Source organism: Rhodococcus sp. T2V, from assembly GCF_029269925.1.
Lineage (GTDB): Bacteria > Actinomycetota > Actinomycetes > Mycobacteriales > Mycobacteriaceae > Rhodococcus_F > Rhodococcus_F koreensis.
The window spans coordinates 71,195-94,569 of the sequence record NZ_JARJBD010000017.1; the positions used below are offsets into that span (position 1 = coordinate 71,195).

General features: G+C 69.4%; 26 protein-coding genes. 13 read left to right on the forward strand and 13 right to left on the reverse strand.

The genetic code is table 11. The annotated features are described in order from the left end of the window. Window positions 1-9: 9 nt before the first annotated feature. Window positions 10-639, reverse strand: a complete 630-nt coding sequence (locus P3H15_RS16660) for a TetR/AcrR family transcriptional regulator (RefSeq protein WP_005249163.1) — start codon at window positions 637-639, stop codon at window positions 10-12. A gap of 253 nt (window positions 640-892) precedes the next feature. Between P3H15_RS16660 and P3H15_RS16665 the strand changes: the two genes are divergently transcribed. The 7 genes from P3H15_RS16665 (at window position 893) to P3H15_RS16695 (ending at window position 8,938) form a co-directional block, all read left to right on the forward strand. Then, complete coding sequence (locus P3H15_RS16665) at window positions 893-1,726, forward strand: SDR family NAD(P)-dependent oxidoreductase (RefSeq protein WP_072942574.1); 834 nt, start codon at window positions 893-895, stop codon at window positions 1,724-1,726. Continuing rightward, on the forward strand, window positions 1,723-3,795 hold the full coding sequence (locus tag P3H15_RS16670; RefSeq protein ID WP_276138261.1) for an acetate--CoA ligase family protein: 2,073 nt from the start codon (window positions 1,723-1,725) through the stop codon (window positions 3,793-3,795). The genes P3H15_RS16665 and P3H15_RS16670 overlap by 4 nt, the downstream gene beginning before the upstream one ends. Before the next feature lie 19 nt (window positions 3,796-3,814). Continuing rightward, window positions 3,815-5,014: an acyl-CoA dehydrogenase family protein gene (locus P3H15_RS16675; RefSeq protein ID WP_072942570.1), complete on the forward strand. Its 1,200-nt coding sequence runs from the start codon at window positions 3,815-3,817 to the stop codon at window positions 5,012-5,014. A 4-nt stretch (window positions 5,015-5,018) separates the two neighbouring features. Further along, complete coding sequence (locus P3H15_RS16680; protein WP_276138262.1) at window positions 5,019-5,747, forward strand: enoyl-CoA hydratase/isomerase family protein; 729 nt, start codon at window positions 5,019-5,021, stop codon at window positions 5,745-5,747. A 74-nt stretch (window positions 5,748-5,821) separates the two neighbouring features. Further along, on the forward strand, window positions 5,822-7,231 hold the full coding sequence (locus P3H15_RS16685; RefSeq protein WP_276138263.1) for an MFS transporter: 1,410 nt from the start codon (window positions 5,822-5,824) through the stop codon (window positions 7,229-7,231). Window positions 7,232-7,392: 161 nt separating this feature from the next. Beyond that, entirely contained in the window at window positions 7,393-7,767 is a 375-nt protein-coding gene (locus P3H15_RS16690) for a nuclear transport factor 2 family protein (RefSeq protein ID WP_276138264.1), read from the forward strand. Window positions 7,768-7,837: 70 nt separating this feature from the next. Beyond that, a complete protein-coding gene (locus P3H15_RS16695; protein WP_276138265.1) occupies window positions 7,838-8,938 on the forward strand; it encodes a DUF6777 domain-containing protein in 1,101 nt (366 codons plus the stop codon). Between the two features lie 9 nt (window positions 8,939-8,947). Here P3H15_RS16695 and P3H15_RS16700 read toward each other — a convergent pair whose 3' ends face one another. Together P3H15_RS16700 and P3H15_RS16705 are read right to left on the reverse strand one after the other, a co-directional pair. Further along, window positions 8,948-9,268: a CPBP family intramembrane glutamic endopeptidase gene (locus tag P3H15_RS16700; RefSeq protein WP_276138316.1), complete on the reverse strand. Its 321-nt coding sequence runs from the start codon at window positions 9,266-9,268 to the stop codon at window positions 8,948-8,950. Continuing rightward, the gene (locus tag P3H15_RS16705) at window positions 9,160-9,756 is read right to left on the reverse strand and encodes a hypothetical protein (RefSeq protein ID WP_276138319.1); all 597 of its coding nucleotides are present in this window, start codon (window positions 9,754-9,756) and stop codon (window positions 9,160-9,162) included. The genes P3H15_RS16700 and P3H15_RS16705 overlap by 109 nt, the downstream gene beginning before the upstream one ends. 186 nt (window positions 9,757-9,942) lie before the next feature. Between P3H15_RS16705 and P3H15_RS16710 the strand changes: the two genes are divergently transcribed. Then, a complete protein-coding gene (locus P3H15_RS16710; protein WP_276138266.1) occupies window positions 9,943-11,085 on the forward strand; it encodes a TIGR03364 family FAD-dependent oxidoreductase in 1,143 nt (380 codons plus the stop codon). 49 nt (window positions 11,086-11,134) lie between these two features. Next, window positions 11,135-11,836 carry a phosphonatase-like hydrolase gene (locus P3H15_RS16715; protein WP_276138267.1) on the forward strand — a complete coding sequence of 234 codons (702 nt, stop codon included), beginning with the start codon at window positions 11,135-11,137 and terminating at the stop codon, window positions 11,834-11,836. A 127-nt stretch (window positions 11,837-11,963) separates the two neighbouring features. Here the strand turns inward: P3H15_RS16715 and P3H15_RS16720 are convergent, their stop codons facing one another. Continuing rightward, complete coding sequence (locus P3H15_RS16720) at window positions 11,964-12,719, reverse strand: GntR family transcriptional regulator (protein ID WP_276138268.1); 756 nt, start codon at window positions 12,717-12,719, stop codon at window positions 11,964-11,966. A 122-nt stretch (window positions 12,720-12,841) separates the two neighbouring features. Here P3H15_RS16720 and P3H15_RS16725 point away from each other — a divergent pair, with 122 nt between their 5' ends. Then, window positions 12,842-13,804, forward strand: coding sequence for an alpha/beta fold hydrolase (locus P3H15_RS16725; RefSeq protein ID WP_276138269.1), 963 nt, complete (start codon window positions 12,842-12,844; stop codon window positions 13,802-13,804). On the opposite strand, the gene P3H15_RS16730 is transcribed toward P3H15_RS16725, so the two are convergent. Genes P3H15_RS16730 through P3H15_RS16740 form a run of 3 tightly spaced genes read right to left on the reverse strand, consistent with a single transcriptional unit; the run spans window position 13,785 to window position 15,693 of the window. Continuing rightward, the gene (locus P3H15_RS16730; RefSeq protein WP_276138270.1) at window positions 13,785-13,982 is read right to left on the reverse strand and encodes a hypothetical protein; all 198 of its coding nucleotides are present in this window, start codon (window positions 13,980-13,982) and stop codon (window positions 13,785-13,787) included. The two genes, P3H15_RS16725 and P3H15_RS16730, sit on opposite strands and share 20 nt — an antisense overlap. Further along, a complete protein-coding gene (locus P3H15_RS16735; protein WP_276138271.1) occupies window positions 13,979-14,824 on the reverse strand; it encodes a DUF692 domain-containing protein in 846 nt (281 codons plus the stop codon). Before P3H15_RS16735 ends, P3H15_RS16730 begins: the two co-directional genes overlap by 4 nt. After that, window positions 14,821-15,693: a TIGR04222 domain-containing membrane protein gene (locus tag P3H15_RS16740; protein WP_276138272.1), complete on the reverse strand. Its 873-nt coding sequence runs from the start codon at window positions 15,691-15,693 to the stop codon at window positions 14,821-14,823. The genes P3H15_RS16735 and P3H15_RS16740 overlap by 4 nt, the downstream gene beginning before the upstream one ends. 149 nt (window positions 15,694-15,842) lie before the next feature. Between P3H15_RS16740 and P3H15_RS16745 the strand changes: the two genes are divergently transcribed. After that, on the forward strand, window positions 15,843-16,493 hold the full coding sequence (locus tag P3H15_RS16745; RefSeq protein WP_276138273.1) for a maleylpyruvate isomerase family mycothiol-dependent enzyme: 651 nt from the start codon (window positions 15,843-15,845) through the stop codon (window positions 16,491-16,493). Window positions 16,494-16,496: 3 nt separating this feature from the next. On the opposite strand, the gene P3H15_RS16750 is transcribed toward P3H15_RS16745, so the two are convergent. From P3H15_RS16750 to P3H15_RS16770, 5 genes are all read right to left on the reverse strand, one after another. After that, window positions 16,497-16,838: a hypothetical protein gene (locus tag P3H15_RS16750; RefSeq protein WP_072942546.1), complete on the reverse strand. Its 342-nt coding sequence runs from the start codon at window positions 16,836-16,838 to the stop codon at window positions 16,497-16,499. A gap of 153 nt (window positions 16,839-16,991) precedes the next feature. Then, window positions 16,992-17,660: an SDR family oxidoreductase gene (locus P3H15_RS16755; RefSeq protein WP_276138274.1), complete on the reverse strand. Its 669-nt coding sequence runs from the start codon at window positions 17,658-17,660 to the stop codon at window positions 16,992-16,994. 56 nt (window positions 17,661-17,716) lie between these two features. Further along, on the reverse strand, window positions 17,717-18,121 hold the full coding sequence (locus P3H15_RS16760; protein WP_276138275.1) for a TIGR03668 family PPOX class F420-dependent oxidoreductase: 405 nt from the start codon (window positions 18,119-18,121) through the stop codon (window positions 17,717-17,719). Beyond that, a complete protein-coding gene (locus P3H15_RS16765) occupies window positions 18,121-18,702 on the reverse strand; it encodes a hypothetical protein (protein WP_276138276.1) in 582 nt (193 codons plus the stop codon). The genes P3H15_RS16760 and P3H15_RS16765 overlap by 1 nt, the downstream gene beginning before the upstream one ends. Window positions 18,703-18,749: 47 nt before the next feature. Beyond that, on the reverse strand, window positions 18,750-19,370 hold the full coding sequence (locus P3H15_RS16770; RefSeq protein ID WP_276138277.1) for a LysE/ArgO family amino acid transporter: 621 nt from the start codon (window positions 19,368-19,370) through the stop codon (window positions 18,750-18,752). 72 nt (window positions 19,371-19,442) lie between these two features. On the opposite strand from P3H15_RS16770, the gene P3H15_RS16775 reads away from it, so the two are divergent. Together P3H15_RS16775 and P3H15_RS16780 are read left to right on the forward strand one after the other, a co-directional pair. Continuing rightward, window positions 19,443-20,318: a LysR family transcriptional regulator ArgP gene (locus P3H15_RS16775; RefSeq protein ID WP_276138278.1), complete on the forward strand. Its 876-nt coding sequence runs from the start codon at window positions 19,443-19,445 to the stop codon at window positions 20,316-20,318. 45 nt (window positions 20,319-20,363) lie between these two features. After that, window positions 20,364-21,362, forward strand: a complete 999-nt coding sequence (locus tag P3H15_RS16780; protein WP_072942652.1) for a PHP domain-containing protein — start codon at window positions 20,364-20,366, stop codon at window positions 21,360-21,362. A 33-nt stretch (window positions 21,363-21,395) separates the two neighbouring features. Here the strand turns inward: P3H15_RS16780 and P3H15_RS16785 are convergent, their stop codons facing one another. Then, window positions 21,396-23,318: a BTAD domain-containing putative transcriptional regulator gene (locus P3H15_RS16785; RefSeq protein WP_276138279.1), complete on the reverse strand. Its 1,923-nt coding sequence runs from the start codon at window positions 23,316-23,318 to the stop codon at window positions 21,396-21,398. Between the last annotated feature and the right edge of the window lie 57 nt (window positions 23,319-23,375).

Here is a 23,375-nt window from a genome sequence, read left to right on the forward strand (position 1 = left end):
CGCACAGGGTCACCAGGTGCGCGGCGCGACGAGTTCGTCGTGGACGAACTGCACGAGTACCTCTTTCATCGCGGCGACGGTCATGTTCGGTGCGCCGGTGAGGACCTGGATGGCGGTCCCGTCGGTGAGTGCGGTCAGCCGCTGCGCGATCGTCTCCGGGTCGACGTCGGTGCGGAAGATTTCCTGCCGCTGTCCGCGCCGGACGATCTTGACGACGGTCTCGTGCCAGCGCGCGTAGTACGTGTTGTGGAAGGGGCGGAGTTCGGGCCGGAGCGTGGCCTCGGCCCAGAACTGCAACCAGATGGACCACTCGTCGCGCAGCGGCCCGACTCGGGGCAACTGCATGTCGATCAGGCGGAGCAGTCGTTCGTGGGCGTTGTCGATCGCCTTGAGTTCACGGCTCTGCCGGTCGAAGGCGTTGTCGATGGCGTGGCGGAGGGCCGCGGTCAGGACGTCGCTCTTGCCGGGGAAGTAGTAGTGCACCGCCCCGGTGCTGGTACCGACGACCTGGGCGATGTCGGAGATGCGGACCGAGTGGTATCCGCGCTCGGCGATCAGTTGAGCCGCAGCATCGAGTATCGCCGTTCGGCGCGCGTCCTCGGTGAGTTGAGCGGTCACTGTCCCTCCTTCGATTGTCATCTGACTGATCCATCAAATCATACGCCGCAAACTGACGCATCAGTCAGACGGTTGAATCCAGACCCAGAAATCGCCAGCGGCCGACCTGAATCCGCATAACTGCAGTTCAAGGCAAGCACCCACGCTGTATTCACATCTGAGCGTCGGATCAGTTTTGACGAAACCCTTGACATCTGTGGGCTGGATCACGGTATAACTGATGCATCAGTCAGACCCCGTGGTCGGAACGGTAGCGACGAGAGGCGAACGCTCGATGGAATGTGAGAACCCAGGTGGAGGCGCCGGGCAGGTGCTGCGCCCCGACGTCCATCGCGGGCGGGTGGCACTGATCACCGGTGGAGGCACCGGGATAGGACGCGCGATTGCACTGGACATGGCGCGGTGTGGAGCCGACGTCGTGATCAGCGGCCGCAGGCCCGAGCCCCTCGAGAAGACCGTCGCCGAGATCGAGGCACTGGGCGGACGGGCGCTCGCCGTGCCCGCGGACATTCGCGAAGAAGAGCAGGTGACCGCCCTGGTCGATCGGGCCCTGGAGCGGTTCGGACGCATCGACATTCTGGTCAACAACGCCGGCGGCCAGTTCGCGGCGCCGGCCGAGGACATCACGAGCAAGGGGTGGCGCGCCGTTCACCGTCTCGCCGTCGACGCCACGTGGGCGGTCACCCGGGAGGTCGCCGTCCGCGCGATGATTCCGCAGCGGTCGGGATGCATCTTCTTCATGGCGTTCTCCCCGCGCCGGGGGATCGCATCGATGGTCCACGCGACGTCGGCCCGCGCGGCCCTCGAAAACCTCGCCTCCGGACTGTCGCTGGAGTGGAGCCGGTACGGAATCCGGTCGATCTGCATCGCCCCCGGCACCATCGCGACGGAGGGCATGGAGGAGAACTACACGGAAGAGGCCCGCGCGCAGTGGACGTCCGCTGTGCCGCTCGGCCGCCTGGGCACGGCCGAGGACGTGTCCGGGGTCGTCACGTTCCTCGCCTCGCCCGCAGGCAGTTACGTCACCGGGACCACGCTGGTGATCGACGGCGGCGCCGACGCCTGGGGCACCGGCCACCCCGCTCCGAAGGTCGAGGAGACCCGATGAGCACGATTACGGGCCGCGACCTCACGACACTGTTCGACCCGCGGTCGGTCGCCGTCCTCGGTGCCAGCAACGACGAGACCAAGTACGGCAACTGGATCAGTGTCCAGGCGCTCCGGATGACGGGCCACCGGTCGGTCCACCTCGTCAACCGGCGCGGCGAGCGCATCCTCGGGCAGCCGTCGCTCCGGAGCCTGTCGGAACTCGACGAACGGGTCGACCTCGTCGTCATCACCGTTCCGGCACAGGGTTTCGAGGAGGCCGTCGACGACGCCCTCGCGGCGGGCGCCACCGCGATCGTCGGTGTCACCGCCGGCTTTGCCGAACTCGGCGCTGCCGGAAAGGCGGTGCAGGATCGGGTGGTGGCGCGGGTGCGGGCGGCCGGAGCGGTCCTGCTCGGGCCGAACTGCCTCGGTGTGCTGGATTCGAGCACCGCGCTGACGCTGGCGTCGAACCCGCTGCCCGCCGGGCGGGTCGCGCTGCTCTCGCAGAGCGGCAACATGGCACTCGAACTCAGCCAGTTCCTCGAGGCTCGCGGACACGGGTTCTCCCGGTTCGCCTCGCTGGGGAACCAGGCGGACCTCGGCGCCGCCGACCTCATCCGGTCGTGCGTCGAGCACGACGAGACCGACCTCATCGCCGTGTACTGCGAGGACTTCGGCGACGGGCGGGCGTTCGTCGATGCTGCCGCTCAGGCATCCCGCGCCGGAAAGCCGGTGCTGCTGCTGACGGTGGGCGGCAGCGAGGCCTCCATCCGCGGGGCGCAGTCCCACACGGGATCGCTGACGTCCGACAGCGCGGTCATCGACGCGGCCTGCCGCGCCGCCGGGGTGTACCGGGTGTCGAGCCCGCGGCAGCTGGCGGACGTCGCCGCGACACTCCTCGGGTACGGACCGGCGGCGGTGCGCCGGGTCGGTGTCGTCGCCGACGGCGGCGGGCACGCGGGTGTCGCGTCCGACGTGGTGGAGGCGGCCGGACTCACGGTTCCGGAATTCCCCGCCGACATCAGCGGCGCCCTGCGCGACCTGTTGCCGCCGTCCGCCGGAGTGACCAATCCGGTCGACCTCGCGGGCGCCGGGGAACAGGACATCACCTCGTTCGTCTCCGTCCTCGACACCATCCTGCAGAGCCCGGCGGTCGATTCCGTGCTTCTCACCGGATATTTCGGCGGCTACGGCAGTTACGGCGAGAACCTGGCGCGCAAGGAGATCGAGACCGCCCGTGCGATGGCGGAAACGGCCCGTGCCCACGGCAAACCGGTCGTCGTGCACACGATGCATCCCGACAGCGCCGCGGCGACGGTGCTCGCCGACAGCGGGGTCCCCGTCTTCCGCGCGGTGGAGGACGCCGCCGGGGCGCTCGGCGTCATCGCCGAAACCACTGCGCCGAAACATCAGTCGAGTACGGACAGCCCGCCGTCCGCGCCGGTGACCAGCGACGCGTACTGGGATTCGCGTGAACTGTTCCGCGGCGCCGGCGTCGAATTCCCCGCAGCACGTCTGGTGCGGAATTGCGCCGAGGCCGTCGCGGCGGCCGAGACCGTCGGATTCCCGGTGGTCCTGAAAGCGATGGGCCTGCTGCACAAGTCCGACTCCGGCGGGGTCGCCCTGGGTCTGGGATCGGCGGAACAACTCGCCGACGCGTTCACCCGCATGGACGCCTCCCTCGGAGCGTCCGCCTACTGCGTCGAGGCGATGGCCGACCTGAGTGAGGGCGTCGAACTCATCGTCGGGGTCCAGACGGACCCGCGGTTCGGTCCCGTCGCCATGGTGGGTCTCGGCGGCATCTTCACCGAGGTCCTCGCCGACGTGTCCTTCGCGCTGGCGCCGGTCGACGCGGAGACCGCCCGCGGTCTGCTCGACAACTTGCGGGCGTCCGCCCTGCTCCGAGGGGTGCGCGGCAGGCCGCCGATCGACATCGACGCCGCCGCGGACGCCATCGCCGCGATCACGGCCGTGGCCACCGCACACCCCGAGATCGCGGAACTCGAGATCAACCCCCTGCTCGTCACCCCGAAGCAAGCTCTCGGACTCGACGCGCGCATCGTCCTGAACTCATCGAACACCAACTGACACAAGGAAGTTCTGAACCATGGAATTCGCATACAGCCCCCGCCTCGCCGACCTCAAGGAGCGCGCCCGCGCCCTGACCGACACGATCATGCAGTTCGAGGACGAGTGCGAACGCAACAACGGAATCTCCGACGAATCCCACGCCACCATCAAGGCGGCCGTCCTCGCATCCGGACTGCAGGCGATCAACACCCCCGTCGAATACGGCGGAGCCGGACTGACGGTGCTCGAGCAGGCCGTCGTGCAGGACGAACTCGGCAAGCTCACCAATGCGCTGTGGGACACGGTGTGGCGGCCGGCGAACCCGCTGACCCACGCGACCCCCGAACAGCGGGAGCGCTACCTGATCCCCGGTGCCCGCGGCGACCGCCGCGACGCCGTCGCCATCTCCGAGGCCAACGCCGGTTCGGACTTCTCCGCGGCGAGCACCACCGCGACCCCCGACGGCAACGGCGGCTACATCATCAACGGCGAGAAGTGGTTCGTCACGGTCGGTGACGTCGCCGACTACCTCATCGTGCTGGCCAACGTCGAACCCGATCACGCCGCGACGATCTTCCTGATCGACGTCGACACTCCGGGCGTGAAGATCAAGCACATCCCCCGCTACACGCACACATTCGTCTACGAGCACCCCGAGTTCACGTTCGAGAACGTGCGCGTCGGCGCGGACGCCGTGCTCGGCGGCATCGGGCAGGGCCACGACCTCACCCGTGACTGGTTCACGGAGGAGCGGCTGATGATCGGCGCACGCACGATCGGTGCGGCCGAGCGGGCGCTGACCCTGGCCGTCGACTGGGCGCGGGAGCGGGTGCAGGGCGGCGAGCCGCTGATCAACCGTCAGCTGATCCAGGGCATGATCGCCGATTCCGTCGTGGACATCACCACCAACCGGGCGCTCACCCACCAGGTGGCGTGGGAGTTCGACCAGGCCGACCCGAACGATGCCGATCTGCGAAAGACCTTGCACGCCAAGGCTGCGACCGTGAAGCTCGCCGCATCCGAGGCATCCAACCGGGTGGTCGACCGCGCCGTCCAGATCTTCGGCGGCCGCGGCTACATCCGCGACTACCCCGTCGAGCGGCTGTGGCGCGAACTGCGCGTCGACCGCATCTGGGAGGGCACGTCGGAGATCCAGCGCCTGGTCATCGCGAACGAGGCCAACAAGCGGGGTCTCGAGAACCTGCTGTCCTTCCGCTACGAGGCCGGGGAGAAGTAACACGATGCCGACCGAGAACACCGGAACCGTCGACGTGCGCCGGGACGGCGACGTCGCCGTCGTCACCCTGCGGCGCGAACAGAAGCGGAACGCGCTGTCCACGCACATGGAAGCCGCACTGCTCGCCGCGCTGGGCTCACCCGAGGTGAAGTCCAGTCGGGCCGTGGTCGTCACCGGGGGCGACTCGGTGTTCTCGGCCGGCGCGGACGTCACCGAACTGCGGGAGATGACGCCGGAGGCGATCGCCGAGTACTACCGGACCTCCGGGTCGGTGTACGAGGCGCTCGCGGCGCTCCCCCAGCCCACGGTGTCCGCGATCACCGGCTACTGCCTCGGCGGCGGCCTCGAACTGGCCCTCGCCACCGACATCCGGGTCGCCGATCCGGCCGCGGTCTTCGGGTTCCCGGAGATCGGCATCGGGATCCTCCCCAGCTCCGGCGGCGTCACCCGCATCACCCGCATCGTCGGTGCCGGCCGTGCCCGCGACCTCGTCCTGCGCGGTCGGCGCTTCGATCACGCGGACGCCGAACGCTGGGGCGTCGTCAGCGAGATCGCCCCTCCCGCGGAGCACGTGAAGCAGGCATTGAGCATCGCGCACGAACTCGCGGCGTATTCGCCTCTGGCGCTGAGCATCACCAAGCAGGTGCTGGACGTCAGCGCGGACGCCCCGCACCACGCGTCGCTGCTGCTCGAGCAGCTCGCCTACTCGGCGCTGAACAAGACAACCCCTTAGCGGTACCGGCCGAGTGCGGCCGACTCGACCGCCACCCCGAGGGTGACGGCACCAATCTACGTAGTGGAGACGACATGAGTTCCTTCGACGTGATGGACAGACCCGCCAAACGCGGGTTCCACACCAAGCTCCTGATCGCGTGCTGTGGCGGACCATTCCTGGACGGGTACGTCATGAGCATCATCGGCGTGGCCCTGCTCGGCGTGCACGAGCAGCTACACCCGACGACGGCCGAGGCAGGGTTGATCGGTGCGGCCTCGCTGATCGGTATCTTCTTCGGCGCCACCGTGTTCGGCTTCCTCACCGACCGGGTCGGCAGGGAGAAGATGTACGCCCTCGACCTGGTGGTGCTGGTCGTCGCGTGCGTGCTGTCGGTGTTCGTCCAGTTGCCGTGGCAGCTGATCGTGCTGCGGTTCGTCATCGGCGCGGCCATCGGTGCCGACTACCCCATCGCCACCTCGCTCCTCACCGAGTTCACCCCCACCAGGAAACGCGGCGCGATGGTCGGGATGTCTGCCGTCGCATGGTCGGCGGGCGCCGTGGCCGCCTACGTGGTCGGGGCGCTCGTCGTCGGGATCTCCGGCGGCAACGACCACTGGCGTCTGCTGCTCGCGTCGAGTGCGGTCCTCGGTCTGATCGTGATCCTCGTGCGGCGCGGAATCCCGGAGTCGCCGCGGTGGCTCCTGAAGAACGGCCGGGTCGCGGACGCCGAGGCCGTGGTCGAGCAGATCTACGGCGAAAAGCTGGATCTGAGCACCGTCACCGTCGAAGACACCGCCGACAAGCCGAAGGCGGACATCAAGATCTACTTCCGGGGCCAGTACCTCGCCCGGCTGATCATGTGCAGTGCACTGTATCTGGCGGTCGTCACCCCGCTGTACGCGCTGCTGACGTTCCTGCCCACGATCCTGTCCGGGTTCTCGATCTCCGGTGACGGTTCCGCGGGACTGATCGTCGAGACCGTCATCATCGGTCTCATCGTCGCCGGATCCATTCCCGCGCTGTTCCTGGTCGAGAAGTGGGGCAGGCGCCCGATCGCGGTGATTCCGTTGGCGCTGATGGTGATTCCGCTCGCCGGGTTGTGGTTGTGGGCGGACGGGCCGCTCTGGTTCATCGTCGCCGCGTTCTGCGCGTACGCGTTCATCTCCGGCGGCCCGAGCATCCTGGTGTGGATCTACCCGAACGAACTCTTCCCCACGGAGTTCCGGGCCACGGCCGTGGGCATCGCCACCGCCGTCAGCCGGTTCGGCGCCGCGACCGGCACCTACCTGTTGCCGCTGAGCATCGCCTCGCTGGGCACCGGCACCACGATGCTGTTCGGGGCGGTCCTGACGGCGGTCGCGTTCGTGATCTGCTTCTTCATGTCGCCCGAAACCAAGGGCAAGTCGCTGGAGGAGGTGTCGTCCGTGTCCGCGGCGCCGGTGACGGGGACGAGCGCTCCGCGGCTGGAGAAGCTGGAGGAGGCGTCCGCGCCGAGAACCTGAGAGATCGCCTTCCTCCGCCCCTGCCGACCTTCGCTCCCGTCGGCAGGGGCGGACCCCTGTGCGGCCACGTCCCGCTGCCTGGGAGAAGGGGCTCCCCACCGACGCAGTGCTGCGTTACTCTCTCGGCTAGAACACGTTCTATTCGACTGAGGAGTCGCATCATGGCACCGTCCGCAGAAGACATCCGCAAGACCGTCGAGAGGTACATCGAGGCGGTGGCCACAGGGACCGCCGCCGACGTCGTCGCGTTGTACGCCGAGGGCGCCACCGTGGAGGACCCGGTGGGCACCGAGCCGCGGACCTCGGCGGAATCGCTGCGCGAGTTCTACGGGGTGATCGAACCGCTGAAGCAGACCGGCGAACTCCTGACGCTGAAGATCGCCGGCAACTCGGCGGCGTTCCACTTCTCCCTCGTCACCGACCTCGGTGAGCAGAAGCTCGAGATCGCGCCGATCGACGTCATGACCTTCGACGACGACGGCAAGATCACGTCGATGCGGGCGTTCTGGTCGCAGGAGGACATGATCACCAGCTGACCGACGGCCGGGCCGGCAACCACACCGCAATACGGCCCGGCCGATCCGCAACTGTGCCTACGATGGCGGGGTGGCCACCGACGACGCCGGGCCGGCTGCACGGCGTGCCCGACGCAGACGAGTCGTTCGAGCCGGTACGCGCCCCGGGCGCGCACCGCGTAGCTGGCTGGCGGTGCTCGGAGCCCTGACCGCGGCGGTGACCGTGGCATGCTCCTCCGGTTCCGGGGGCAACCCCGAGCCGATCGACCTCGATCGGGCCACCGACCAGGGACAACTTCCGTGGACCGAGGTGCTGCTCCCGCCGCAGACGCCGACGACGGTCCCGTTCGGCCCGCCCGGAACCGACCTGCCGGCCGAGCCCCGGGCCGCCGGTATCCGGGTGATCGGTGACCGCGCCGGACTCTACGGCGGAAGCCCCGACCGGGTGCTCTGCGACCGGCAGCGTCTCGTCGACGACCTGGAGGGGGATCCGGCGAGGTTGGAGGCCTGGTCGAGTGTGTTCCAGGTCGATGACGTGCGCAATTACGTCCGGACCCTCACCCCCGTCCTGCTCCGTGCGGACACCCGCGTCACCAATCACGGCTTCGACGACGGCCACGCGACGGCATTCCAGTCGGTGCTCCAGGCCGGGACCATCGTGCTGATCGACGACCACGGCGTTCCCCGTGTCCGGTGCATGCGCGGCAGCCCGCTGCTGTCCCCGGTGGTGAACCAGGACGCGAAACTCGAGGGCGATCCGTGGCCGACGTTCCAGCAGGACCGGCTGTACGTCGTGCAGCCCTCCAACCTGGCGATGACCGAAGTGGCCGTGGTCGACCTGATGACCGGCGGATTGTCGTCGGTGCCGATCGGCTCCGGTCCGCAGCAGCCCGCGGAGCGCCCGAATCCGGTAGCCCCCGTGGAAGCCCAGGCGCCGGTGGTCGATTCGCCGCCCGCCGTGGTGCAGCAGGCCGCTCCCCGGCCCGCGCCGGTCCCCTCCCCGGAACCCGCGCCGCCGCCTCCGCCGCCACCACCTCCCCCGCCGCCGGAGCCCGTCGCCGTGCCGCCGCCCGCACCCGAGCCGCCGGTGTACAACCCGCCGCCTGCTCCCGCGCCGGTGCCCGTTCCGCCGCAACAGATTCAGGTGCAGATACCGGGTCTGCCGCCGATCGTCATCCCGATTCCGAACTGACGAGTTCGCCTACAGGGTGACGAGCGCGGCGTTGATCACGATCGCCGGGGTGAAGAGCGTCCAGTCGTTGATGATGTGCGCGCCGGTCGACACCCACAGATTCTTGGTGCGGATGTACGCGAGCGTGAGGATCAGTCGAGCGCCGCCGATGACGATGAACGCCTGAGCGACGTTCCAGTCGTAGGTTTGCAGATGGGCGGCGCCGAACCAGACCGCGCTGATCAGCCAGGCGAGGACGATCGCGGTCGTGCGGGACAGCTTCGCCTTGGCGTACAGGAAATCAGCAACGCGAGGAACGGGACGATGGTGAAGACTTCCTCGCCCACCAATTGGATCCCGGTTCCCACGTAGAACGCGGCCGTGTCGAGCACGCCATCCTTGCCCGCATCCTCGACGGCCTTGTTGGACGCCACCCCGAACAGGGCCTGCACGACCAGCGCCAGTGCGAACGTGACCGCCAGGTTCAGCAGCGCGAACCCGATCATCGTCAGGACGTCGCGGCCGCGCACCCTGCGGAACAGCGCGGTCCAGTGCTCCCGCGTCACCATCGCCAGCACGACGAGCGGGATGCCGACGAACAGGATCCGCGGAATCAGCGCCACCAGATTGCCGGGTTGCGGGATGAGGACCAGGGCCGCGAAACCGACGGCGACGGACACCCACAGCAGGATCCACTGCCGCGCCGACAGCGTGGTGGGCGTCCCGTTGTAGAACGGGAAGTCGGCGTCGTCGCGGCGCTCGATCTGGGGGCCGAAGCGGTCGCCGGGCGACGCCGGTTCGTAGACGGGGACGGAACTGGATCCGGAAGCACCACTCATAGATTCGCCCCTCTGCGGTGGGTGGACGCGAGAGGCAATTTTCTCAGCAACCGCCCGCCGGTGCCACCCGGCGCGCCCGCACCGACCCGCAACGGACGGTGAACGATCGGAAACTTATCTATACCTGTGGTGAATTCGAACCACTTGTATTGACAAGTTGAGCGCCCAGGGGCCAAGGTGGAATTCATGACACAAAAACGACGCTACGACGTGGTGGTGGTCGGCGCCGGAATCCTCGGTCTCGCGCACGCCTACCACGCGCTCGACCGCGGCCTGTCGGTAGCGGTGATCGATCATGCCGACCGAGTCGCGGGCGCATCCGTCCAGAACTTCGGCCACGTCTGCATCACCGCCCAGTCGGGTGTCGCCCGCGAGTACGCGCTGGCCGGCCGGGAGCACTGGCTCGATCTGTCGCGCAAGGCGGGGTTCTGGATCTCCGAGTCCGGAACGTATTGTGTGGCAAGGCGCGACGACGAAATGGCCGTCATGACCGAGTTCGCGGACAGGCGCGGACCTGTCGAGGTGGAACTGCTGCCGCGCGAGCGGACCCTTGCCGCGCTCCCCGTCTCCGGCGATCGCGTCGTCGGCGGCATGTATCTGGCCGGCGACCTCCAGGTGGACCCGCGGGAAGCGGCCCCCGCCGTCGCGCGGTGGCTCGCGGCGTCCGGCGTCGACTTCTTCTGGCGCACCGCCGCAGCGGGATTCGGCCCCGAGGTGGTCCACACCTCGCGGGGCGATCTGCATGCGGGGACGGTCTTCGTCACCGTCAACCACGACATCGACCGCCTGTTCCCGGAGCAGGCCGAGCGCCGGGGGCTCCTGCGGTGCCGGCTCCACATGCTGCGCGCAAGGATGCCGTTGCCCGCACCGTTGCCCGGGCCCCTGTTCACCGGCTGGTCGCTCGTGCGGTACAGCGGTTTCGCGGGCCTGCCCGCGACGGCGGCACTCGCGGCGCGGTTGCGCGACGAGCACCCCGACTACGCCGACCTCGACCTCCACCAGATGTACACCCCGCAGCCCGACGGCTCGATCCTGCTGGGAGACACCCACAACCGTGATGTCTCGGCGGAGTCGTTCCAGTCGGAGCAGGGGTTCGAGGTGCTGATCCGCGAGGCCGCCGCCCTGTTCGGCGTCCCGGACGTCACCGTCACCGAGCGCTGGCAGGGCGTGTACAGCTCGGCCCCCGACGCGGAGTTCCTGATCGAGGAGCCCCTCGACGGGGTGCACCTCGTCACCGTCACCACCGGCATCGGCATGACGACCGGCATGGGTCTGGCGAAGGACCGGATCGACCACGTCTTCGGCCGCGAAGCCGAATCAGCGCACTGAACACGTTATCCCACAAACACATTCATCGAAACCCGAGAGGAACACGACAATGGGAACACAGCACCGTGACATCAGCCTCGTCGTCTTCGACATGGCGGGCACCACCGTGGAGGACAGCGGGCTGGTGCAGCAGTCCTTCCTCGCCGCGGACGCGCACGCCGGGCTGTCGAAGACGGACGACGACCGGCAGCGGATGCTCGAGTACGTCTCCGACACCATGGGCCAGTCCAAGATCGTCGTCTTCCGCCACCTCAGCGGAGGAAACGAGGAGCAGGCGCAGGCCGCGAACAAGGAATTCGAACGCTGCTACGCGCAACTCGTCGACGACGGCCGGTGCAGCGCCGTTCCCGGCGCCGAGGAACTCCTCGGCTCGCTGCGGGAGCAGGGCATCAAGACGGCGCTCACCACCGGGTTCGCCCACGAGACGCAGATGTCGATCATCCGCGCGCTCGGCTGGGAGGACGTCGCCGACGTCGTGCTCTGCCCCGGTGACGGCGTCCGCGGCCGCCCCTTCCCCGACATGCCGCTGACCGCGCTGATGCGCGCCGGCGCCCCGTCCGTGCAGTCCATGGTGGTGCTCGGCGACACCACGTCGGACATCACCACCGGCCTGCGCGCCGGAGCCCGCGCCTCCGTCGGCGTGCTCACCGGCGCCCACGACGCCACCCAGCTGTCCGAGGCCGGGGCCACCCACGTCCTCGACAGCGTCGCGGACCTGCCCGGTCTGCTCGACCGGCTGCGCAGCGCCTGATCCTCCCCTGATCCACCCCGCTTCCACCCCGCTTCCACCCCGCTTCCGCGACGAACGGGACGCTCGTTGCGTCAGATCGAACGAGCGTCCCGTTCGTCGCACGGGAATCGCATGTCGGGGCCGACGATCAGGAGCCGTTACCGTCGCCCGGCGGGACCCGCGGGTCGACGGTCCGAGCGTTCACGATGCTGAAGGCGACGAGGTCGGGCCGGTACCGGTCGTCGGCGTACTCGAAGATGTCGCCGTGCTGATCCCGCGAGGTCCGGCGTTCCCGCAGCAAGGGGCTGCCGGGGGCGATGCCGAGATGTTCGGCCTCGGCCTCGGCGGCGGCGACGGCGTCGAGCACGTGCTCCATCGATTCGAACCGGACGCCGCGGGAGGTGAGGTAGTCGGTGATCGACCCGGAGTCGATGTCGAACTCGAACAGCAGGGAGCCGACGCGGTCGGTGAACGTGCTCCGCTCGAGCATCGTCGGTTCGCCGTCGAGCAGTCGGACGCGGAGAACCTCGACGACGAAGTCGTCCGGCCCCGCTCCCAACGCGGCGGCGGCGGGCTCGGACACCCGGCGGCGGGCGATCTCGAGCGTGCGGCTCCCCGCGGTGCGTCCGGTGCGGTGCGCCCACTGGGTAAACGGCGTGAACGTGTCCAGCGTCTGTGTGATGTCGTGGCTGCGGACCACGGCCGGCTTGCCCTGGGACAGCTGGATGAGCCCCTCGTTCTTCAACGTCGCGAGGGCCTGGCGCACCGGGCCGCGCGACACCTCGAATTCTGCGCACAGCATGCTCTCGCTCGGCAGAGACTCTCCCACCGCGTACTGCCGCTGCATGATGCGCTGCCGGAGTTGGACCGCGACGAACTCATGGCGGGAGCGTGCCTCCACCATTGCGCATCACTCCACTTCCCCGGTCGGTCGACGGTTACCACTGCGAATCAAGTGCATTCTAGTGGCGTCGCCGTTACGGTACACTGCGAGAACGCGTTCCAGCCGGTGGAGGGATTCGGAGCATGGCGACGTCGACGGAGCGATCGGTCACGGTCGACGGATTCCGTTGGCAGATCAGCGAACTGGGTGACGGTCCGCCCGTGATCCTGTGCCACGGGTTCCCGGGCCTCGGCTGCAGCTTTCGGCACCAGATGCTGGCCCTCGCGGCGTCCGGGTACCGCGCGATCGCCCCGGACATGCCCGGCTACGGCGGCACCGACGTGCCCCGCGACATCGACGACTACACCAACGAGCGGGTGTCGGACGCACTGATCGGCCTGATCGATGCCCTCGGACTCGACCGTGCCGTGTTCGTCGGCCACGACTTCGGCGCTCCGGTGGCCTGGACCGTCGCGCTGCGTCACCGCGAACGCGTGTCCGGGCTGGTGCTGCTGTCCGTTCCCTACATGCCCGATCGGTTCCCACTCCGACCTTCGGAACTCTATGCGTCGCTGGCGCGCAAGCACTTCCTGCACATCCACTACTTCCAGGAACCCGGTGTCGCCGACCGCGAACTCGACGGCGACCCCCGCGGCTTCCTGCAGCGACTGTTCTACGCATTGTCGGGCGACTACCGCTACCTGGACATCTGGCAGCACCCGTCGGAAGGCAACGGGTACCTGGACGTGCTGCCCGACGCCCCACCCCTGCCGTGGTCGTGGCTGACGGAGGACGAGTTCGAGCACTACGTGGAGGTCTTCACCCGGACGGGATTCACCGGCGGCCTGAACTGGTACCGGGCGTACGACGCCAACTGGGAACGTGCCGCGAGAGTCGGGGTGGCCCAGATCGAGGTGCCGACGTTGTTCGTGGCCGGTGCGAACGATCCCGTCGTCGCGATGAGCGGTGCGCAGGCACTCGACCGGATGCGCGACACCGTACCCGACCTGCGCGGCGTGCACCTCCTCGACGGCGCCGGCCACTTCGTCCAGCTGGAACGGGCCGAAGAGGTGAACGAGCTGCTGCTCACTTTCGTCGCAGGCTGAACAGGCGCCGCCGCGTCCGTGCGGGCAGTTCGCCGGACTCCCCGAACCCACCGGACCGCTTGCGCAGCAACGCCTTCGATGCGGCGTCGAGTGCGTCGCGGTCGAATCCCTCGGGCGGTTCCCCCGACGCGACGAGAGCCCGCACCAGCGCCGCCTGCCGATCGGCCAGCCCTGTCACGGCCAGCTCCATTCGGCGCCCCGGGTGATCCGCTCGAAACCGGCCGCGTCCGCTATCGCATCCAGTTCGCCGAACAACTCCGAGGCGGGCGGATAGTTCCCGTCGCGCTCGAGCATCATCGCGGGGGCGCCCCCGGATGCCCACTCCCGGACCAGGTCCAGCACCTCGACGGGCACCGGGTCGGTGTGGGTGTCGTGGTACGCGCCGTCCCGTTCGGATCCGCCTGCGACGTGGCAGTAGGCCACACGTTCGAGGGGGAGCCGCCGGAGTTCCTCGGCGGCGTCGCGCCCGCGGTTGCGGGCGTTCGCGTAGACGTTCGCGACGTCCAGCAGCAGGTGGACCCCGGTGCGTTCGACCAGTTCGGCGAGGAACTCGCCCTCGGAGTACTCGTCGTCCGGCCAGTCGAACAGGGCCGCGATGTTCTCCACCGCCAGGGGCACCGGCACACACTCCTGCGTGCGCCGGACGTTGCGCACCAACACGTCCAGGGCCTCCGCCGAGCGCGGCACCGGCAGCAGATGCCCGGCCTCGAGACCGCCCGCCCGCACGAACGCGACGTGCTCGCTGACGAGCGGCGCACCGAGCGCGTCGGCGCACCGAGCAAGGTGCTCGATCCGGTGCTGCTGGACGGGCTCGGCGCCACCCAGCGACAGTGAAATGCCGTGCGGGACGACGGGAACCCCCAGCGATCGCAGCTCGTCCGGAACGCGGACCCTGCGTCGGCGAGCGGGCAGCGATTCGGCGATCACCTCGCAGAACCGCAGGCCGTCCAGTCGGTCGATGATCCCGCAGATCTCCGGTCGCCAGCCGATGCCGAGGCCCGGCTCGATCAGGGCGGTCATCCCCCGCACCCGCCTCCGCCGCCGCAGCCACCGCCACCGCCGCAGGAGGAGGAGGAGCTGTCGCCGCCGCCACTGTCGCCGCCGCTGCTGCTGCTGTCGGAGATGCCGGCCGCGCTCGCGAACCCCGGTGAGAACAGGGCGACGGCACCCATCCCGAACAGTGCCGTCGACAACGCGATCGGCGTCGGACCGTATGCGGTCGGGGACGGGCGCATCCGCGGCGACAGGTACGAGTGTTCGCGGCGCAGTCGCTGCAATTCCGCCGTTCCCTGGCGTGTCCTGCGACCGGTCCGTCGAACCAGCTCACGTGAGGCCGAGAGCAGCACCACCGCGACCAGTAGGAATCCGATCGGCTTGCCCGCGGCGAACCCGGCGACGAGGCGTGCGACGCCGATGGCCGCGACGACGAGGATCGGGATGGTCGCCCGGCGGTTCCACGCCTTCTGCTCGGCTCCGGTGAGGAGTCCCTGCGCGACGAGGGTGGTCCGCAACTCGTCGAGTGGGGCCCGCAACCGGCCTGGGAGCCGAAGGTTGCCGAGGGCGCCGCGCCCGGAGGCGAGTTCGTCGTAGACGGCGCGCGTGAACCACCCGAGGGCGTTGTCGGGGACTCCCCACGCCCGCAGGATCGTGCCGTCGTCGGAGATGATGCCGACTCCCCGCAACAGCGTCAGGGATGCGGCGATGGCGCGATCGTCGCTGGTCAGCATGCCAGTCTGCACTGGGTCGAGGCGAAAACCGGCGGTCGGGGCGGGAGGGTTGCCGTGGGAACGGAGGAACAGAGCCAGCCCGACCGAGAGCACGGCGGCGGCGATGTAGATCACCAGGAAGGTCTCGCTCGGTATCCCCCACGTAGCGGATTCGTTGTACATCACACACCACCTTTCAACCACGTTGTCCGACAGTCGATCTCAGTATCAGTACGATTGTCCCACATGCACCCGCCGGAAGCCGATCGTCATCGTTCCGTTATCGGGATCCTGGGAATTCGCCGTGGTCGAGTTGTGGGAGCATCGTCTGCATGACGTCACCGGGTGCCGCACTGTCGTATGCCGAACTGCTCGATGCTGTTGCCGAATCGCACCGGACGGTGGAGGCCGAGCTGGCGGGGTTGACCGACGATCAGGCGCGGGGACCGTCGCTGCTGCCGGGGTGGAGCCGGGGGCACGTCGTCACGCACCTCGCGAGGAACGCCGATGCGCTCAACCGATTCGCCGTGGGGGTGCTCAGCGGGGAGGCCGCGCCCGAGATGTACCCCGGCGGTCCGGCCGCGCGGGCCGCGGCGATCGAGGAGGGGGCCGGGCGTCCGGCGGAATTGCTGGTGGCCGATTTCCGCTTCGCGGGACGGCGGGTGATCGAGTCGCTGCGCGGGATCACGGAAGATCTGTACGAGACGCCGGTGAACTGGCGTCAGCGGGTGCCGGCGCGTCAGGTGCCGGTGCTGCGATGGCGTGAACTCGAGATCCACCACGTGGACCTCGGCCTCGACTACACGGCGGCCGACTGGCCGGAACTTTTCGTGGAGCACACCTTGGAATCGGAGCTGCCCGAGCTGGCCGTCCGATATCCGGAGGTCCGGGCGCCGGAACTTCCGCGCACCGAACTGCTGGCGTGGGTCGTCGGACGCCCCACGCGGGAGGGCCTGCCGCCCGTCCCCGCGTGGCCGTTCTGACCGTCAGGCGTATTCGACGCTCTCGAACGTGTCGACGTCGTCGAGCGCGTCCCAGATGATCGCGTAGCGCTTGTGGGTCATCTCGTCGGCATCGACGAGGAGCGCGTCGAACAGGGACTTCGGGTTCTCCTGCCACTGCTGCACCAGGGCCGCGACCGCCTGCGGCGTGAACAGACCGGACCGCGCTGCCGCCTCGATCCACTCGTCGAAGTCGCCGCCGTGAATCCGCTCGACCGCGTCGCGATCGACCTCGCCGTCACCGAGATCGAGAGTGAACATCGTCGCGAAGACGTCGCCGTCGACCGCGACGACGGTGTCGCTGTGCATACGCTGTTCGGTGTTCATCGTGGGGATACCTCCTGGGAGTCAGCTCGCGGGAGCCGACTCGCGTTTGCGATCTCTGCTGATGAGAAGAACTGTAGGGCGACTGATTGTGAGCAGCTTAAAGCCTTTCTGTGAGATCAATCTGTGATGTATCTCACGCAGGTTTCTCCGCTGTCAGCGCACCCGCAGCACGACTTCTGTGGGGTGCGCGTCACGCGGCGTCTCCACCGCGGTACGCACGGCTTTTGCGACGGTCGACGGCTGCAGGTACTTCTCCGGCCGGTACTCGTCGCCCTCGCCGGCCACGATGGCACGCTGCATATCGGTGTCGATCCGGCCGGGGTGAACAGATGTGACGCGCAGTAACGGCTCCTCGAGCCGCAGCGCGTCCCCGAACGCGCGGAGAGCGAATTTGCTCGCCGCATACGACGCCCAGCCGGCGTTCGCGCGGATGCCGGCACCCGAGTTGATCAGCACCACGTGGCCGGCTGCGGCGCGCAGCGCGGGCAGCAGTAGTCGCGTCAGTTCGGCCACCGCGATCACGTTCGCCTCGAGCGTGTGCCGCCACTGTTCGACGGTCGACTCCGCGACGGTCGCGAGGTCGGCGACACCGGCGTTGTGGACGAGGACGTCGAGCCGGTCGATCGGTGCGCACGCCGCCGCCACCGCGTCGTAGTCGGTCAGCTCGACCGGCCAGGGGGTGGCGCCCGGAAATTCTGCGAGGATGCCGGTCAGCGACCCGGCCGACCGGGCGCCGAGCAGGAGGTCGTGGGTCGGTGCGAGTTCGCGGGCGATGGCGGCTCCGAGGCCACGGCTGGCGCCGGTGATCAGGGCTGTGGGCATGCGCACGAGGCTATCGCCCGGTGAGTACTTCTTAACCGCCGGCGGTTAACAAGTACTCACAGGGCGGACCAGTGATGCCACCTCAGGTCGTGGATCGCGATCACCGGTCCGTCCGGGCGGCGGTCGACGTATTGCGGATACTTCGCGGCCAGGACGTCGAGCGCGGCGGTGCCCTCGTCGGAGTCCGGGTCGAGGATCCGGGCCCGGCCGTCGACCCGCACCCACCACAGGTGGTCCCAGTTCTCGTCGTAGTGATCCACCAGCAGCGTGACGGCGGGATTGGCCGAGATGTTCTTCAGGCGCCGCAAGGCCGTGGTGCGTTTGGGTTTGTGATCGACGCAGGAATAGATGGCGTCGGAGTCGAGCGCGAAGACGAGCGGGACGAGGTGCGGCACCCCGTCCGCCCCGACCGTGGCGAGCCGGGCGACGCGGGCGGCCGCGAATCGTGCGACGGCGTCCATCACGGTTCCATCAGGTAGTCGCCGCTCACCGGTTCGGGGAGCGCGGGGATGCCCAGCGGGCGCTTGAAGTACGCCCACGGGAACCACAGCGTCCCGACCTTCTGCCAGCCGTCGGCCTCGAGCTTCTCGCGGCCGACCAGCGCCGACGCCCGGGTGTGCTCCCACTGTTCGTCGGATTTGCGGACGGTGTGGAACAGGGTGCCGAATCCGATGGAGTGCCAGCCGTACGAGCCGGCGCGGTTGAGGATGCGCATCTCGTTGAACGCGGTCAGTGGGGTGAGCCGGCGGGTGCGGTCGTCCGGGTCCGGGTCGGGGGCGTCGCCGATCCGTTTGCCGAAGCGTTGTTGCGCCGCCTGCCGCGACATGCCGAGGGCGGCGCCGATTGTGTCCCAGCTGTGGCCGGCGGAGCGTGCGGCGGAGATCGCGGAGACCAGCAGTTCGTCGACCGACTCCCGCGCCTGCGACGTGAGCCGGACGAGGGCCAGGTAGGCGGCGGGGTCGTGGTCGAGCCCCCGGTCGATCTGGGGGTCTGCCCTGGCGATCGCGTCCGACAGCAGCTGGGTGAGCGTGGCATCCGACATCTGTCAAGTATTGGTTGACGAGATATGCACTGTCAACAAAATGTTGACTAGCCGGTGACGAGGGTGATGCCGAGGGCGAGCATCAGCGCGGCGATTCCGGCGTCGAGCACCCGCCACGCGTTCGGGCGGGCGAACACGCGATGCAGGAACTGGGCGCCGTAGCCGAGTGCGAGGAACCAGGTGACGCTCGCGGTGGCGGCGCCGAGACCGAACAGCCACCGCCCCGAATCGCCCTGGTTGTTGGCCACCGAGCCGAGCATCAGCACCGTGTCGAGGTAGACGTGCGGGTTGAGCCACGTGAGCGCGAGGCAGGTGAGGATCGACGTCGCGAGGGTCGCCGATCCGACTTCCTTCGTGGCGTCCAGCGTTCCGGGGCGCAGAGCGCGACGGGCGGCGAGCACGGCATAGGAGACGAGGAATGCCGCTCCCGCCCAGCGGATCACGGTGATGGCGGCGGGAGCGTGTGCGAGTACGGCCCCGATTCCGCTGATCCCGACGGCGATGAGCGCGACGTCGGACACCGCGCACAGCACGACCACCGGCAGAACGTGCCTGCGGACGATCCCCTGTCGCAGGACGAACGCATTCTGCGCGCCGATCGCGACGATCAGCGACAGGCCGGTGCCGAAGCCGGCCGCCGCCGTGAGCAGGGCAGGGGTGAGGTGCATGGGAACCACGCTACGAACCCCACCGTCATCAATCCAGCTAATTATCCTTCATTGCCATTAGTATCGCTTCATATGGATCTGGACCTGTCCGCCCTGCGCACCTTCGCCGCCGTGATCGACGAAGGCACCTTCGACGCCGCGGCCCGGGTACTGCACATCACGCCGTCCGCGGTGAGCCAGCGGATCAAGGCGCTAGAGCAGCAGGTGGGACGCGTCCTGGTGCAGCGGGCCAAGCCGGTCCGGGCCACCGACTCCGGACACGTCGTGCTCACGCTCGCCCGCCAGATGGCGCACCTCGAGCGTGAGGCCATGTCTTCCCTCAATCCCGACGAGGCGGCGACGAGCACGCTGCCGCTCGTCGTCAACGCGGATTCGCTGTCCACGTGGATGATTCCGGCTCTCGCCCGGCTGGCGCCGGAGTACCGGGCGCTGTTCCACCTGCACCGGGAGGACGAATTCCACTCGACCACCCTGCTGCGGGACGGCACGGTGATGGCCGCGGTGACGTCCGTCCCGGAGGCGGTGCAGGGATGCACCGTAGAGAAGCTGGGGTCGATGCGGTACCGCGCGCTGTGCAGCCGCGACTACGCCGACCGCTGGCTTCCCGACGGCCCGACCGCGGACGCCCTCGCGGTGGCACCGATGCTCGACTTCGATCGCAAGGACGAACTGCAGGCCCGGTTCCTGCGCGGATTCACCCGGCGCCGGTTGCAGCCGCCGCGGCATTTCGTGCCCGGGTCCTCGGCGTTCTCCGACGCCGTCCGCTTCGGACTGGGCTGGGGACTGCTGCCGGAGTTGCACACCGGCGACGACCACGGTCTCGTGGAGCTCGACCCGTCCCGTCCGATCGACGTTCCGCTGTACTGGCAGCGGTGGAAGCTGGATTCGCCCATCCTCGCGGCGCTCACGACCGCGGTTCGGGACGGGGCGCGCGAAGCGTTGCGGTGACGTCCGGGTGGGCGCAACACTGGAGTTATGGACGCCGACAGCCCGATGGACCCGGTGCAGGCCCTGCGAGAGACAGCGTTCTGGCTCGAACGGTCGCGGGCGGAGACGCACCGCGTGAAGGCGTACCGGCGGGCGGCCGACGTGGTCGCCGAACTGTCCGACGAGCAGCGGGACGTCCGCGGGCGTACCGACAGCTGGAAGGACCTGCCGGGCATCGGACCGAAGACGGCGACGGTGATCCGGGAGGCGCTCGACGGGGTGCCCGTCTATCTGGCGGAACTGCGGGAGAATGCGGAGCCGATCGGCGGCGGCGCGCTGCGTCAGGCGCTCAAGGGCGATCTGCACACCCATTCGGACTGGTCCGACGGCGGCAGCCCGATCGACGAGATGATGCGCAGCGCGGCCCTCATCGGCCACGAATACTGCGCTCTGACAGACCATTCCCCACGGCTGACCGTCGCGAACGGGCTGTCGGCGGAGCGGCTGCGGTCTCAGCTGGAGGTGATCGCCGAGCTGAACGAGGAACTCGCGCCGTTCCGCATCCTCACCGGCATCGAGGTCGACATCCTCGAGGACGGGTCGCTCGATCAGGATCCGGACCTGCTCGACGAACTCGACATCGTCGTCGCCAGCGTGCACTCCAAGTTGCGGGCGGAGCGCGGGGCGATGACCCGGAGGATGGTCAGAGCCGTCGAGAATCCGCTGGTGGACGTGCTGGGTCACTGCACGGGCCGGCTCGTCGAGGGCGGGCGCGGGACCAGGCCGGAGTCGACGTTCGACGCCGAGCAGGTGTTCACGGCCTGCCGCGACCACGGCACCGCCGTCGAGATCAACAGCCGTCCCGAGCGCCGCGACCCCCCGAGCCGGCTCATCGATCTGGCCATGGACCTGGGGTGCCTGTTCTCCATCGACACCGACGCGCACGCCCCGGGCCAACTCGCCTGGCAGGGTTACGGATGCGAGCGCGCGATGCGGTGCGGGGTCGACGCCGACCGCGTCGTGAACACGTGGTCCGCCGACGACCTGCTGGAGTGGGCCAAGTGACGCCTGTGAGTGGTTAACGAGTGCAGGGACTCGTCAACCACGCACGGGCCGAAGGCCCATCGTGAGCATCCCGCTCCCTGCCCCCGCGATTTCGCCTGCGGCGGGTGCCAATTCGGCTCGGGCGCGTTCGATCAGCCGAGCGTCGCCGACGGCGGCCGCGGCGTGTTCGATCAACGACCACAGCGCCTCGACGAGCAGATCTCGTGGCGGATCGGGGATCCGGCGCAGCGCGGCCGCCGCGTCGTCCGGGCGACCGTCCGCCAGCAGGAGGTGGGGCCGCGCCCACGGCTCGTACGGCCCCCACTCGGTGCCGGCGTCGAACGTCGCCGGCAGGCCCCGCGACACCCGCAGGCACAGCAGCGCCAGCGGCAGGATCCCGTGCTCGAGGCCGGGCATCCCGCTGTCGTCGAGGAGCTTCGCCGCCGCCCGGTAGCCGGACTCGGCGTCCGCGTCGGACGCACCCGTCGCCGCCGCGCGCATCGCCCGGTACCACGTCGTGAACACGGCGACGAGCGGTCGCTCGTGCCGCTCGGCGAGGTCGTCGGCGGCGGCGGCGTGCTCGTCGGCGCCTGCGAAGTCGCCGAGCGCCCCGAGCGCCTGTAGCCGAACGAGATGCCCGAGTACCTCGAAGTTCACGAACCCGTGTCGCACCGACAGCGTGATCAGTTCCCGGCCGATCGCGTCCCGCTCGGGGGCGAGGCCCGAGCGGTGGAACGTGTGCATGAAGACGCCGTTGAGCGCGGACGCGAGCAGCGCCGGGTCGTCGAGTGCGCGGGCGATCGCCTCGGACTCCCGGGCGGCCCGCAACCCGCGGTCGCCCGCTGTCCCGCGGGACTCCAGGGCGATCGTGGCCAGCAACCGAGCACGGGCGGTGTCGTGGTCACCGGGCGACAGCCGTGCGAGCGTGCGTTCGGCTGCGGCGACGATCAGCGCCGCCTGCCCCGGGTCGTCGGAGCGCGTCCAGATGGCGGGGACGTCGTAGGCCCCGATCACGCGGGCGGTGAGTTCGGGGTCGCCCAGTCGTTCGGCGGCGACGATCGTCGCGAGCCGTTGCTCCCGGGCCGCCGCGAGACCGCTGCCGCCGGCCACGGCGAGGCTGCGCAGCAGCCCGACCGTCGATTCAAGTCGCGCCCGGGCACCGGACGCCACCGTGCGGTCGTAGGCGGCGGCCGCGCGCTCCCACATCCGGTCGGGGTCGAGTTCGAGGCGGTCGTCGCGGCGCAGGATGTCGGTCTCGAGGGACGTCAGCTGCGGGCTCGGGTCGATTCCCAGCTCCTCGGCGAGCAGCTCCCGCGCCCGGCGCAACACGGCCAGTGCCTCACCCTGGCGGCCGGAGCGGTAGAGGGCGAGGGCCAGCAGCCGCCACGCCCTTTCCCGCCAAGGGTGTTCGGCCACAAAGGCATCGAGGTCCGGTACGGCCTCGGCTGCGAGCCCGGCGGCCAGCCGGGCCTCCGCCCGCCGCTCCACCGCGGACAGTCGCAACTCCTCGAGCCGCGTCCTGTCGGCGTGGGCCCACGACTCTCCGGCGAACTCCGCGTACGACGGGCCGCGCCACCACCCCAGCGCTTCCTCCAACAGTTCGAGGGCCCGCCCCGGTGCGGCGGTCGCGGCCTCGGCGACCGCGTGCTCGAACCGCCACGCGTCCACGGACTCCGGGCCGGCCCGGAGCGCGTACCCGGGACCGTCGGTGACGAGCAGCCTCGCGGCGGTGCGGGCCGCGCGCTGCGGCTCGAGGGCGCGTCGCAGTGCGGAGACGAACGTGCGGACCGCGCCCTTCGCTCCGGCGGGCGGGTCGACCCAGAGGTCGTCGACGATGACGCCGACCGGGACGACCCGTCCGCGGGCGACGATCAGGCGGGCGAGCACCGCCCGGTGACGTGGTCCCTTCAGCTCGACGGGGCCGCCCGTCTCGTCCCACGCGACCACCGGCCCGAGCACACCGAACGTAGGAGTCACTCCGCCACGGTATAGCGCTCATCGAATGCTCATCGACCGCCCCGAGACTGGACGAGA